Origin of the sequence: Niastella sp. OAS944 (assembly GCA_024809215.1) — a bacterium.
Taxonomy (GTDB): domain Bacteria; phylum Bacteroidota; class Bacteroidia; order Chitinophagales; family Chitinophagaceae; genus Niastella.
The window spans coordinates 214,561-228,988 of sequence record JANUBW010000002.1; the positions used below are offsets into that span (position 1 = coordinate 214,561).

Sequence of the window (14,428 nt, forward strand, 5' to 3'; positions counted from 1 at the left end):
AAATAACCACGTTCAAACAACAGCTATGTCAATAAAAAATCTGTATATCCCAAAGCGTTCGAAACCCGGCGAAAAAGGAATTACCGTACTGGCCGGCGATATTGGCGGCACAAAAACCAATCTGGCCTTTTACCAGGCAACAGAAAACGGATTGAAAGCATTACAAAGCGGCAGATACCCTTCGGCGGAGTATTCATCGTGCACTGCAATACTGCAACAATTTTTATCGGATAACAATATTCCCAGGCCCGACAGGATCTGTTTGGGCGTTGCGGGCCCGGTGCTGAATGGCAAAGTAGAACTCACCAATTTGAACTGGAGTATTGATATTCACGAAGTGAAAAATACAATGGGAGTAGAAGCGGTGTTCCTGTTGAACGACCTTGAATCGATGGCGTATGGACTGGCGGGTTTAACAGAAGAAGATTTTATAACCATTCACAAGGGCAATGAGAACAATGCCGGCAATATGGCCATCAATGCACCCGGAACCGGTTTGGGCCAGGCTGGCATATACTGGAATGGTGTGAACCATTTTCCATTTCCTACAGAAGGCGGTCACGCCGATTTTGCCCCACGTACCGAGGTAGATTTTGCTTTACTGAAATTTCTGCAAAAAGAATATGGTGTTGTTAGCTGGGAAAAAGTAGTGGCCGGCCCCGCCATTGTAGATATTTATCGCTTTTTGCGCGATGTACAAAAGATGGAAGAACCAACCTGGCTAAAAGATGCATTGGAACAGGAGAAGAACGACAGTGCGGTGATCAGTGGCGCAGCCATAGAAAAAAAGGCGCCTATTTGTGTTGAAACCATGGTACTGTTTGTAAAATACCTGGCAAGAGAATCAAGTAATCTTGTGCTGAAAATGAAAGCTACCGGCGGCTTGTTCTTAGGTGGCGGCATTCCACCCAAAATAGCACCATTATTGTTGCAGCCAGCATTTATGGAGCACTATATGGATTGTGACCGCATGCAACACCTGCTGGAGAATATTCCTATCAGAATAATAAAAAATGATAAGACTGGCCTCATAGGCGCGGCATACTATGGCGCCTACTTAATATAACCATGATCGTTATTAAATGTATATAAAACAAAAATGCCGTCCCGACTGAATTGGGACGGCATTTTTGTTTATCACTTTAATTTTGTGTGTTAGTGGCTGACAAATTCAGATTCATCGTATCTGGTTTCTTTTTGGTAGTATCTTTCTTCTTCGGAGTTGTATCCTGTTGGATGTAATTTCCATTATACACCTCTGCCTGAACCGGATGGTTTGAAACTACCATAGTAATAGCGAAAATGCAAATACCAATGCCTGCCGCAAAAAAGCTTCTTTTCATAACTTTGAGTTTTTAATATGTAAAAAATGTAAATAACTACGTAATGGGGGCGGTGGCTACTAATCAGGAATTAAGCAATCGTTCGTAGTTTAGAATCCTTAGGATAGTATTTAATTAATAAGAATCATGCCAAAAAATAATTCAGTATTTAAAAAGCACGTAATCAGATAGTGAGAATAATAGTTTAATGAGGCGCAACCTGCTTGAAACAATCTTTGTTATTTATTGATAATGTAAAAGATATATTTTCAGATACAATATTCGTCCCGCTCATTCGTCAACCATAAAATACCCTATTACCCTAATAAGAAACTACCGGCCAAGTAGTAATTATCAAAGGATCATTTCATTCTTTGCAACATTGATTTATAAACATTAAACGTGTAAAGGAATTTATGGCTCGTGGTAACAGACAGGATAACGGTATCCGTAAACCGGATATGCCAAAAGCAAGACTGACCAAAGAAAATTTGAAAGAAGCTTTTTTAATTTTCAGATATCTTAAACCTTATAGGTGGACGTTTGTATCGGGTTTATTTTTTATTGCGCTATCGAGCGCCACCACAATGGCCTTTCCATATTTTCTAAAAAAACTTATTGATAGTGCACAGTCGCTAAGCCTGGGTAAAGACGCCGTTTCGCCCGGCACTATTGCCTTATGGATGTTGGGCATTTTATCGCTGCAGATGATCTTCTCCTTTATGCGGGTATATCTTTTCTCATATGCAGGCGAATACGCGTTGGCGGATATGCGAAAAGATGTATATCGCAAAATGATCATGATGCCCATGAATTTCTTTGCCCAGCGAAGAGTAGGGGAGTTATCGAGCCGCATAAGCGCCGATCTTTCGCAGATACAGGATGCCGTTACTGGTATGCTGGCAGAAATTTTGCGTGGCATACTTACCCTTGTCATTGGTATGATCTTAATTTTTGTATTATCGCCCGCCCTGGCAGGTGTTATGCTATCGGTGGTGCCGGTGATCGTTATTATAGGCGTTATATTTGGAAAACGCATCAGAAAACTTTCACGTAATACACAAGATCAGCTGGCCGATTCAAATACCATTGTTCAGGAAACTTTACAAGGTATTGGTAACGTAAAATCGTTTACCAATGAGTGGTATGAAATAGGCCGTTACACCAATAGCTTACACCAGGCAGTAAAACTGGCAGTAAGTAATGGCAGGTTCCGTGGTTTGTTTGTATCGTTTATACTAATGAGTGTGTTTGGTACTATTATTCTGGTAGTATGGTACGGAACTACCCTGGTGCACACCAGCGGTGGCACGTTTACTTTTGGCGCACTCACCGCATTTGTTGTATATACAGCTTTTGTTGGCGGCAGCATGGCCGGCTTTGCCGACCTGTTCAGCCAGTTTCAAAAAACATTGGGCGCCACCCAACGCGTTCGTGAAATATTACGCGATGAAACCGAACCGGTAACCATTACCGATGAACCGGTACAGGAAGTAAATAAATTAAATGGCGCTGTTACCTTTGATCGCGTTGCATTCAGCTACCCTTCGCGTAAAGACCTGCATATTTTAAAAGAAGTGACCATTACCGCGGCGCCGGGTGAACAAATTGCTATTGTTGGTCCCAGCGGCGCCGGTAAATCAACCATTGCCGCATTGTTGTTACAATTTTATCATCCGGATAGCGGCAATATACTGTTCGATGGTAAGCCAGCCGGCAACTTTCCGCTTTCGCAACTTCGTAAACAAATGGCGCTTGTTCCGCAAGATGTGCTATTGTTTGGCGGAACTATAAAAGAAAATATTGCCTATGGCAAACCCAATGCCACCCAGGCCAACATTGAAGATGCTGCCCGCAAAGCAAATGCCCATGATTTTATAATGAGCTTTCCTGAAGCATATGAAACGGTGGTAGGGGAGCGGGGTGTTAAATTATCGGGCGGACAAAGACAACGTATTGCCATTGCCCGCGCCATTTTAAAAGACCCGGTTATATTAGTGTTGGATGAAGCCACCAGTTCACTCGACTCTGCATCGGAATCGTTGGTTCAGGAAGCACTGGAAAATTTGATGAAAAATCGCACCTCATTTGTTATTGCACACCGGTTGTCGACCATTCGTAATGCCGATAAGATCATTGTGCTCGACAAAGGCCATGTTGTTGAAAGCGGCACACACCAGGAATTGATAGCCCTGGAAGATGGTTTGTATAAAAGCTTAAACAAATTGCAATTAGAATGGAAGTCGGAGGAGTATTAACAAATGACAGTTAGCTTACAGAAAAGTTGCAAAACATTGTTAGCAAACTTATTAAATCAATATTAATTTTCAGCCCAAGCAAACGTGTTGAGCTGTTTCATCGTCTAGTTAGCCTACACCGGGTAAAAATTCAAAAAACCGGTGTTTAAAAAACAATTATAACTGTGGTGATGAAACCTGTATTAGCTCTGTTATTAGTAACACTATTTGCAACATCCGTAAGTGCCCAGGAAAACGCTCCGAGAAACAAACCAGCTGCCGCCGGCACTGGTAAACTATTTGGAAGGATCGTTGATGCCAAGAACAATAAAGGCATCGATGCCGCTTCTGTACAATTATTTCAAAAGAAAACAGATGTTTTGGCCGGAGGCATGCTTACCAAAGCCAACGGCGATTTCGATATCAGCAATATTTCAACAACCGATACATTCCGCCTGGTAGCCACGGCTATTGGTTATGCAAAACAGGAATTGATAATAACATTCGATAAACAAGCCAAAGGCGGCGCCCCTGTTGAAAAAGACCTGGGCAATATTAAATTAGCTGCCGAATCGCAATACCTGGGCGCCGTAACAGTGGTTGCTCAAAAACCGGCCCTGCAAATGGGCATCGATCGTAAAACTTTTGATGTTGAAAAGAACCTGGCTTCGGCAGGGGGTACGGGTATAGATGTAATGCGGAATATTCCGTCTGTTACCGTTGATGTTGATGGCAATGTACTGTTGCGCAACAACTCACCCCAGATCTTTGTAGATGGCCGCCCTACTATACTTACGCTCGATCAAATTCCGGCCGACAATATTGAAAGGGTAGAACTTATTACCAACCCATCGGCAAAATTTGATGCGGCCAGCACCGGCGGTATCATTAATGTTGTGTTGAAGAAAAATAAAAAGCTTGGATTGAACGGTCTTGTTTCGGCCGGCATTGGTTCACCGGAAATTTATAATGGTAATCTGGCGCTCAATTTACGCCAGGGCAAGTTCAACTTTTTTGTAAATGGAAATTACAACCAGTCTGGCGGACGGGCAAAATCAGAAACCTACCGAATAAACAAAGAAAATGGTAATGTCGAGAATTACTTTAACCAATTTGCTTTTACCGATCGCAGCCGTAAATTCCATGGCGTTCGTTTTGGAATGGATTTCTTTTTAGACAATCGCAACACGTTTACACTTACACAAAATTTTAACGCAGGTAAATTCGGTAGCGATGAAGAGCAAAACCAGGAATACCTCGATATAAATAAACAAGCCGAACATTTTGGTCTTCGTACTTCGGGCAGCCAGGGCCAAAACCAACGCAGCAGCACACAATTTATGTTCAAGCATAATTTTGTTGAAAGCGGAAAATCAATAAGCGCCGATATCAATTACAACCACGGTACCAATAGCGACAATACAAATATTCTCAACACCTATGCTTTCCCCAACGGCAGCATGTATGCCAATGATAGCCGCGTGCATAATAGCGGATCGGGCCGTAACAACCAGGTTACCTTTCAGGTTGATTATGTTGACCCTAATGGCGAAAACGACAAACTGGAAACAGGGGTGCGCACTTATATCAATGATTTTAACAGCACCTTTAACGCCTTTTCGGTAAACAATGGCAGCGAAATAAAATTACCGCTGAGCAACAATTACAAATACCGCGAAATGGTGAATGCTGCCTATGTAACCTACACCGGTAAATTATTAGGCATAGGTTACCAGGCCGGTTTGCGTGCCGAGCATTCAAAATTCGATGGCGAACTGGTTGACAGCGCCCGCAAATTTGGTTACCAGTTTCCCAAACAATTAGATAATATATTCGACGCGTTATTCCCCAGCTTATATTTAAGCAAATCGGTTGGCGAAGGACAGGAATTACAACTGAACTACAGCCGCCGCATTCGCAGGCCCGATTTTTGGCAAATGAACCCGTTTGTTGATATCAACGATCCGTTGAACATTCGGCAGGGTAACCCGGCATTACGTCCTGAGTTCACCAATTCGTTTGAATTCAACTATAATAAAACCTATACAACCGGCAGCTTTTTAGGTGTAATTTATTTCCGCAATACCGAAGGCGATATTACCCGTTATAGCGATACCATTACGGCAGCCCAATATCAACAGTTGAATAATGCAGCCATTGATCCCAGCGCTATACTGAATACATTCGTGAATGCGAAGTATCAGAACAGATGGGGTTCAGAACTTACCTTGCAACAAAAAGTAGGAAAGAACCTCGATATTACGCCAACCATCGATGTGCAATACAAAAAGGTAGTTAGTACTGTAAACAATGTAGACCTCAGCAATGAAGGTTTTAATTATGAAGCAAAACTGATCATCAATTACCGGGTGGTGGCAAAACCTGCGTTCTGGAACAAATGGAGCTTTCAGGCAACCGGGGGTTACGAATCGCCCGAGGTAATTCCACAAGGTAAACGTAAGGAAATGTATGGTATCGATTTAGGATTGCGAAAAGAGTTCCTTAAAAACAAAGCCACATTTACCTTTAACGTAAACGACGTGTTCAACTCAAGAAAACGTGGTACCATAAACGATACGGAGAATTTTTACCAGGATTCATACCGACGCTGGGACGTGCGCAGCTTCAGAGCTACGTTCACCTACAAATTCGGCAAAACAGATTTCCAGTTGTTTAAGAAGAATGGTGGTGGAAGAGAGGAAAATGAAGACAGGGATTAAGATGAAATGAAGAATGAGAAATGAAAAATGAGGAATGAAAAAGTAAAATGCTAATGTATTTCACTTTTTCATTTCTCATTTCTAATTTTTAATTTCTAATTTCCCATTAGGGGGTTGGTGTGTTCGGTACAAAATCCACGTACATATACTTAAAATTAATGACCATCTCTTTGAACTGGTTCATTATATCCTGCCCAAAATTGCCGTAGTACAATTTGTCCTTGGGGGTAGTGCTGGTTGTTTTTACCGAAACATCTTTTATAAGTGCCGGCTGCCCTGCCACATTAATTTCAACTGTCTGCAACCTGTAAGCTTTTGTTTTTGTGATACCACCGGCGCCGCCGATCTGCATATCCATCGATTTACCGGCCGTATCGATCAGTTTTTTATATTGATGATAAAATGGTTCGTTTAAAAAGGTGAACTGGGCGCCGGTATCAAAAGTAAATGCAAGCGTATCGGTATTGTAAGCCACCGTAATAACCGGTAATAATTCATCAACACCAAAATTGCGAATATTACGATCTACAGCCGTTTGTGGAATGGTCATGGTACCCCCAGACTCTGCGGCCTTTCTGTTATTTTTACTGATGCGCACTTCCTGTAATTGCTCAATAATGGGAAAACCAATAATTCCTTTTATAGTATAAACGCCCCGGGCAAAAGAAAGCGCGCTATCGGGAAACACCATAAACACTGCATTTTTAACGCTGATATTGCCCAGTTTTAATTCATCGGCAATACCCAAACTGGCATGCACCTGCAAACCGGTAATGGCCCTTACTTTAAATTTCACATTCAGCATGCGCAGGTTCGACTTACGTGCATATGATTCCGTTATAACCGATAAATTTGCGCCGGTATCGAAAACAAAATAATAGGTGCTGTCGGCAAAACTTACCGGAATGTTCATTAGTCCGGCCAGGTCGCCACGATAGGCGATTTGGGTTTCACTATCGATGGTCGTTGTTTGTGGCGGCACATTTTGCAGGCCTTTCCAAATAAGATCAGAGTTACGTACATCGTCGCGTTCTTCGCTGGTCAATGCATGTTTATACTTACGAAGCAACAGCTGGGTGGTTATATGAGCATCCTGATATTGGTACAGCTTAACGTGATTATCGATCTTTTTCATCAGCAGGTTGCCGATCTGGTTATCGGTCAGTTGCTTTTTGTATTTTTCCAACAAAAGCGAAATTTCTTCATTGGATGTAGTAAGATCGTGAAAAAAATTATGTAAAAATACCTGGTAATACAGTTTTTTAAAGACAGGTAAATTGGCGTATGTACTGCTTTCCAGCTCACGTTTCAACTCAAAAAAATGGCGGCGGTTCAGCAAACTATCAAGCCTGTTGGTATCAGCAGCATGTAAAACAGAGCCTATAAACAAACAGATCAGGAATACAATTATTCGCATAATTCCAAAGTTAAGGGGAAAAAATTCCAAGCACCAAGCTCCAAGCTCCAAATAAAACCCAAATTCCAAATTCCAAAGAAATGCAGCTAAAACAGGAATTGGCCTTTGAAGGTTATCGGGATTTATTTGGATCTTGAGATTTGGGATTTGGGTTTTCTTTTTTGGATCTTGGGATTTGAGATTTGTTATTTTTGCTACGTTATGATAAAAAGTGAATTGATCAACGAACTTATACGCACCCGCAGAAGTGTGTTTACGCAGCAATTTGAGCCGGGAAAAGTAATTCCCGATGCCATCATTTGGCAAGCCCTTGAGAACGCCAATTGGGCGCCCAACCATAAATTCACAGAACCCTGGCGCTTTACCGTTTTTACAGGAAACGGATTACAAAAGCTGGCCGAGCAACAGGCTGACATCTATAAAAAATATGCCGGCGCCAAATTCAAACAAAACAAATATGAACAAATGCTGGTAACGCCGCAGCAGTGTTCGCACGTTATAGCCATTGGCTGTAAAAGGCATGCCGACCAGCTTCCGGAAATGGAAGAAATTGCAGCGGTAGCCTGCGCTGTGCAGAATATTTACCTCACGGTTTCGGCATACGATGAAATTGGCGGTTATTGGAGCACCGGCGGCATTACGTTTATTGAAGAAGCCAAACCGCTGTTTGATCTGGGGCCCGATGACAAGCTGATGGGATTCTTTTACCTGGGTTATGTTAAAGTGCCATCTGTTTCGGGTAAACGAAAACCGGTTCAGGAAAAAGTTAACTGGGTTAGCTAAAGCTATGTTGCCAGAATGAGCAAAAATTTAAAATCCCCGACGGTATCGCCGGGGATTTTTTTATGAATTTTCACTTAAAATTGACAGGAGAGTGATCAACGGAAATTTTTGAACCGTTTATTGCTACTTTGGCTTAACCAGATAAAAATTACCGGTATAAGCAGGATCAAAATCAGGGAAATTAAACCAAGCATAGGCTGAATTTTACAAGGATTTGGACTGCTTATTAAACGCATAAAGCCTTTATTTTAGTATAAGTAGTTTCCCTATACCAGCTAAATATGAACTAAAATCCATTAACTTGATCAGCATCATGTTCCCGAATTTCCCAAAGTTGGTCAAAACAACACGGTTATCGCCAAAATAACACACTTGTAAAAAAAATATATTTAAAAAAGTGGATAAAGAAATATATATTGTTTAAGAGAAACAGATTCGTGCCAGACCTTCTTCATTTCTTTCTTTTTAAGGGTCATAAAGCCCAAGCCCGCAGAAAATGTTTGCCAATATTTAAATGAATGATTGCTTTTTGCCAACCGTGGATCAGGGATAACACTGTTAACCTTTCATAATTGCTTTAATGCCGGCGTTACGTGCTTTCAAACGACTATGACGTTAATGAAACTTCTTCATTAAGGCGGAGATAACTAAAACAACAAAGTATAGTTGCTGAAAAAAGATTGGCACTTGCTGTAGCATTTTTGGTGCTGCAAAAGTGTTCCTGTTGGAACTTATGATCCTTCGGGCAGGGGAATTATTTTGACTCACTGATCTTAAAATAAAACAACATGAATTACTTATCACGGATAACAACGATCCTAAGAATTGTTACTTTGTTTCTCCTCTGTTTCAATGCTCATAAATCGGCTATTGCCCAAAAAACGGATATAAAGGGTGATGCAATTTATTTGATGGAAGAAAACAGCGAAAGAGATGTCATTAAAATCGGCTTTATAAATAAGCTGGATGGCAGCAAATACTTCATTAACGCGAAAGTAATGAAACATGGACCGTTTAGTTATATAAAAATAGGAGGCGAATCGTACTATTTAGATTGCGATGCGTCACCAACCATGGAAAGTGATATTTGTAATGACCTCAGAAAAATTAAACCCGATACTACAGCCAAATCTGACGAGCCGCTTATAAAAGGCATAACAATTGCGCTATTACTCGACCCTAAAGGCGATGTTGTAACCTCTGGTATTGCCATGAGCGCCAACGATCCTTACTACGACAATAAAACATTGCAGCTGCTGAAAAAGTACAACAACGATAAAAATGTACCGGCCAGCCTGCGCGGCCGACCGATCTCTTATTTACTGAGGATCTCAACTGTGTTTAACCAGGGCAAATGCCAGGTTCTGAGAAGTTATTAAACCAGATCCACATGTTTACAGGTTTTTCCTAATTGCAATTTATAATTAATATTATGTTAAATAGGCTCTTTAAGAGAAATCCCGCCTCAACCGGCGGGATTTCTCTTTTAAAACATTCCCGGCTAATACTCCACATGATAATCCTTCTTGAACGGCTGAGCGCTCCATGCTTTTTTCGAAGTCCAGTCAGCAGGCGCATCAGTCCAGAATTTATGGTTTGCCGGCAAACCCAATGGCAGAAAACCCAGTGTGGCCATATACAAGCTTCCCGTTGACGTGTAATAATCGGCAATCATAGGCTGATGCCCACAAAAGCCCAATACCAGCCAGCCATTGTTATCGAAATTATTGCACTGATCGTACATGCGGTGCATAACAGCCGACAACCCGCACCGCACCTGCGCAGGCACCACTCCTTCGGGCAACTTATCCATTAAAGCAGCTTGCGCCAACGCCTGAAAGGCTGCCGTACGATACGTGATCGAACGGCCAAAAGCCGGGTAACTTCCGTCCGGGGCAATAAAACGTTCCAGAAATTCGGCATAACGCACCATCCGGTTAAGGGCGGTTGTATACTCCTCTTCTTTTACCTGTTTTTTATCGAGCAACACCTTTAGAAAGTCAACCAGCATTGGATGAATTACATAACTGTTATAATAATCGAGACTGAAAGATGGTCCATCGCTATACCAGCCATCACCTTCATACCATTCCAGCATCTTACGTTTGGCAAATTCAATTCGTGCGGGATCGGGTTGCTCACCAATGCTCAGCAGGAAAACTTCATTTACACCGGCAAACAGTAACCAATTGTTATATGCACCGGTGCGTGTACGTAAAGTTTTGAATTCTTCGATCACCCGTTGTTTGGTGGTAGCATCCAATGGCTCCCATAAAGCTTTCGGCGCCCGCAAAAAAGCCTGCGCCATATAAGCCGCATCTACAATGGGCTGCTTCTCTATACGGAAGTTGAGATAATCAGGATTGGATGGATCAACTGCATTGGCAATTCCCTTCAATAAAGCGTTTCGTAACAAGGCTCTTAGTTTTCCCTCTTTTGTATCATCATCTGGCAGCGCCAGCCAGGGCGCCACGCCCGCCATGGTGCGGCCCACAGCTTCGAGATAAGTAACTTTTTCAGCATTCAGGCTATACGTGGGCGATTTTTCAACCGGCATATTTTTTTTCAACGTTCCATTGGCCAGGTTCATGATCACCGGCGAAGCCATTTTATATAAAAGTTCACTCCAGTACAAACGGTCCTGCGCCCCGGTTGTTTTCACAGCTTCGGCAGTAACAGTCTTATTTGCAATTGCAGTCTGTACTTTTTTCGCTTGCGCCTCTACCCTTTCTCCTGCACACAACAACACCACAGGTGTAATGAATAATTTTATAGCAGATCTCATAAAAGCTTTTAGTAAATCAAAATTAGTTGACTAATCTTTTTTAGCAAACAATGACTCGCCTTTTAGAAGATGATCATACCGGTTTAATGCTTCGAGGAAATAATAATCCGCATACACCAGCGGCACATCTATCTCTCCATTGTGCGGAATGCTGCCTACACAATGCATAAGAAGGAAATTGCCATTGGTGCCGGGTTTTGCACGGTACACATCACTGCCCAAAGCATGCAGCATTTTGATGGCAACCTCTTTATATTCCCCGCCTTTAGCGCCTGAATAAGTGCTCAACTCCAGTAAAGCGGAAGCAACAATGGCAGCTGCCGAAGCGTCGCGGTAAGGCCGGGTTATTTTCCGGGCATTGGAGTTAACACCTGGTGTGTACCCTTTTTGCCCGGCATTAAAATCCCAGTAAGGCACTTTATCGGCCGGCAGGTTTTTGTGATGGATAAAATAATCGGCCATGCCCTGTGCCGTTTTCAAAAAGCGTGGATCTTTTGTTTCGCGGTACACCATGGTAAAACCATAAATGCCCCAGGCTTGTCCGCGCGACCAGGTAGAATTATCGGCATACCCTTGTGCAGTTTCGCGGCCGGCCACTTTGCCGGTAACGGTATCATAACATACAACATGAAACGAACTATAATCCTTCCGCACCTGGTTCTTCATGGTATTAAGCGCATGGGTAACCGCCACATGCCTGAAAGCCGTATCACCCGTTACTTTTGAAGCAAAGAACAACAGTTCCAGATTCATCATATTATCAATGATCACAGGGAAATTATAGGTTTTATCGCCATGCCATGATCTGAAACTGTTCCAGGATTTAATACAACCTGTAACCGCATTGAACCTGGTGCTGAGGGAACGCGCCGATTGTACCAATATCTTTTTATACGCTTCATCTCCTGTTAATTGAAATGCATTTCCATAACTGCAATACATCATAAAGCCTAGGTCATGATGCCCGGTAAATGTTTTTAGTGGTTCCAGCTGTTCGGTCCACTCCCTGGCCGCTGATCTCATTTCCGTGTCTTTCATGTAATCATAGGCATTCCACAAACTACCGGGAAAGAAACCGGGTGTCCAATCGTACATATTCGTAGTTACCAGGTTACCTGCTTTATTAATGGTACGCGGAAATGAGTTCGGTTTAGACGCCGTTTCCTGTAGCATGAACCTCAACTGTTGACCGGCATAGGTGAAATTTTCCTTTACAAAATCTGTTTCACTGCTTCGTACCGTAAAAGCCAGTAGGAACAATGAAAATATGCCGCTACACAAAACAAAATGCTTCATAAATAAAATTTACTTTTTGGAAAGAGCACCCGTTTGGAAAAACAGGTGCTTTTGTAAAACTATAATTGCTGTATAAGTACTCTTCGAATAAAACCATTATTTCGGCCAGCCGGGATTCTGTTCCAGTGCGGGGTTTCTTTCGATCTCTGCTGAGGGAATTGGCCAGGCATATAAATAATCGCCACCCCAGGTATAAGGTACTGTACTTTGTCCCCATACCTGTTGCACACCACTTCCGCTTTTAAAGGTGCTGCTTTGCCAGGTTTTCCAACGCAATTCATCAAAGTAGTTGATGCCTTCATTTGGAAATTCAACACGACGTTCATTGCGAATGCGTTCTGTCATCTCAGTTTGTCCGCTTACATATGTACCTTTCGTATTATCTGCCTGTTGTAGATTAGGTATGCCGGCCCTTGCCCTAACTTCATTTACCTTACTGATGGCGCCGGGCACATCACCTAATTCATTAAGGGCTTCGGCCCACATCAACAATACATCGGCATAACGGATCAACGGCATATCTATGGGACCGAAGGCACGGTCGAGCAATTCATTGTTATTCTCGCCTACAAACTTGCGATAGAGATAATAAAAGAAAGCCTGCGTATCGGTACGATAATCGAGCGTAGGTGCAGTTTCGGCACGATATGGGAAACGGCTTACCACCGTTTGGTTATTTGCCGTACCGCCCAGCACACCAGAGAAAGAAGAATAAGGCGTAATAACGTTGGCTGCCAACCGCGGATCGCGGTTATCATAAGCGGCTTTGATGCGCGCTTCATTACCTACGGTCAGGTATTTGCTCATATCGGCACCGCGGGCCGCAGCAGCACTCTTTTCCGTTGCAGTAAGATTGTCGCGCAGGAAAAACACCTGCCGGGCTGCCGGTGTCATGCCTGAATAACCAGGCAGCACATCATCCCAGTTAAACTTGCTGCCATCGGCCTTTTCGTACAGATCAACGAGGTTAGGCGATACGAGATAAGTATTCCAGTTAAACCCGAAAGAGGAACGGCCGCCACAATACCATTGCGTGGTAGAGCCCAGTCCGGTTACCCCAATATTCTGGATAGAAAAGATCATTTCTGATGCTTTTTCGTTAGCCTCTTTGAATAACTGGGTATAATTGGGGAACAAGGTAAATCCCTGTTTTCGTACAGAATCAAAATCAGCTGCCGCCTTGCTCCAGTTCTTCGTGTACATGTACACTTTACCGCGCAGCGCAAAAGCAGCGCCACGGGTAGCACGGCCATAATCAGCACCACTGGTATAACGGCTAGGCAGCTCGGGTTCATTAATAGCATCGGTAAGGTCTTTCAACACCACATCCCATACCGCCTGCTCAGAAGATCGTGCCCGCATAAATGAATCGTACCGCACAGGCTCCAGGTAAATGGGAACGCCCTTCCAAACCTGGTTCAATCTAAAATAGAAATAGGCTCGTAAGAATTTCGACTCTGCTATAAACCTTGCTTTTCTTGCAGCAGTTGAAGGCGACTTTAAGGGAATGTTAGTGATGGCATCATTGGCCCTTATAACACCTTCATACAGGTTGCGCCAGTTATTACTGAACAAAGCGTTACCCGGTGTTATTGTTCCCTGCAACATCGCTTCTGCATCGCGGGTTTGACCAGTAAAAGCAAAACGGTCGTATTGATAGATCTCCAGCCCCGATGCGCCACCGGTTTGGTTGCCAAGGCGCAGGGCATTATAAATTCCATTCACACCTACTTCGGTAAGATTGTCGGTACCCCACATGGTTTCAGCAGGCTGCTGGTCGTAAGGCTTTGTATCGAGCAGGTCTTTTTTGCAGCTTACCAAACTCAATACCAGCACAGCATTGATCCAGATAAACTTTTTCATATTCC

General features: G+C 42.9%; 10 protein-coding genes. 5 read left to right on the forward strand and 5 right to left on the reverse strand.

The annotated features are described in order from the left end of the window. The first annotated feature begins 25 nt into the window (after nucleotides 1-25). Entirely contained in the window at nucleotides 26-1,066 is a 1,041-nt protein-coding gene (gene glk / locus GGD38_RS11495) for a glucokinase (RefSeq protein WP_375300712.1), read from the forward strand. A gap of 76 nt (nucleotides 1,067-1,142) precedes the next feature. On the opposite strand, the gene GGD38_RS11500 is transcribed toward glk, so the two are convergent. After that, nucleotides 1,143-1,343: a hypothetical protein gene (locus tag GGD38_RS11500; protein WP_375300711.1), complete on the reverse strand. Its 201-nt coding sequence runs from the start codon at nucleotides 1,341-1,343 to the stop codon at nucleotides 1,143-1,145. Between the two features lie 395 nt (nucleotides 1,344-1,738). Between GGD38_RS11500 and GGD38_RS11505 the strand changes: the two genes are divergently transcribed. Both GGD38_RS11505 and GGD38_RS11510 read left to right on the forward strand, forming a co-directional pair. Next, entirely contained in the window at nucleotides 1,739-3,580 is a 1,842-nt protein-coding gene (locus GGD38_RS11505; protein ID WP_375300710.1) for an ABC transporter ATP-binding protein, read from the forward strand. Between the two features lie 170 nt (nucleotides 3,581-3,750). Then, nucleotides 3,751-6,279 (forward strand): outer membrane beta-barrel protein, encoded by a 2,529-nt coding sequence (locus GGD38_RS11510; protein WP_375300709.1) that lies wholly within the window; start codon nucleotides 3,751-3,753, stop codon nucleotides 6,277-6,279. Between the two features lie 106 nt (nucleotides 6,280-6,385). On the opposite strand, the gene GGD38_RS11515 is transcribed toward GGD38_RS11510, so the two are convergent. Further along, nucleotides 6,386-7,696, reverse strand: coding sequence for an aspartyl protease family protein (locus GGD38_RS11515; RefSeq protein ID WP_375300708.1), 1,311 nt, complete (start codon nucleotides 7,694-7,696; stop codon nucleotides 6,386-6,388). 201 nt (nucleotides 7,697-7,897) lie between these two features. Between GGD38_RS11515 and GGD38_RS11520 the strand changes: the two genes are divergently transcribed. Together GGD38_RS11520 and GGD38_RS11525 are read left to right on the forward strand one after the other, a co-directional pair. Continuing rightward, entirely contained in the window at nucleotides 7,898-8,479 is a 582-nt protein-coding gene (locus GGD38_RS11520) for a nitroreductase (protein ID WP_375300707.1), read from the forward strand. A gap of 788 nt (nucleotides 8,480-9,267) precedes the next feature. Next, nucleotides 9,268-9,858 carry a hypothetical protein gene (locus GGD38_RS11525; RefSeq protein WP_375300706.1) on the forward strand — a complete coding sequence of 197 codons (591 nt, stop codon included), beginning with the start codon at nucleotides 9,268-9,270 and terminating at the stop codon, nucleotides 9,856-9,858. 122 nt (nucleotides 9,859-9,980) lie between these two features. Here GGD38_RS11525 and GGD38_RS11530 read toward each other — a convergent pair whose 3' ends face one another. The 3 genes from GGD38_RS11530 to GGD38_RS11540 all read right to left on the reverse strand — a co-directional run bounded on the left by GGD38_RS11530 (nucleotide 9,981) and on the right by GGD38_RS11540 (nucleotide 14,423). Then, nucleotides 9,981-11,264 (reverse strand): DUF2264 domain-containing protein, encoded by a 1,284-nt coding sequence (locus GGD38_RS11530; protein ID WP_375300705.1) that lies wholly within the window; start codon nucleotides 11,262-11,264, stop codon nucleotides 9,981-9,983. 30 nt (nucleotides 11,265-11,294) lie between these two features. Then, nucleotides 11,295-12,560 (reverse strand): glycoside hydrolase family 88 protein, encoded by a 1,266-nt coding sequence (locus GGD38_RS11535; RefSeq protein WP_375300704.1) that lies wholly within the window; start codon nucleotides 12,558-12,560, stop codon nucleotides 11,295-11,297. Nucleotides 12,561-12,656: 96 nt separating this feature from the next. Then, on the reverse strand, nucleotides 12,657-14,423 hold the full coding sequence (locus tag GGD38_RS11540) for a RagB/SusD family nutrient uptake outer membrane protein (protein ID WP_375300703.1): 1,767 nt from the start codon (nucleotides 14,421-14,423) through the stop codon (nucleotides 12,657-12,659). Between the last annotated feature and the right edge of the window lie 5 nt (nucleotides 14,424-14,428).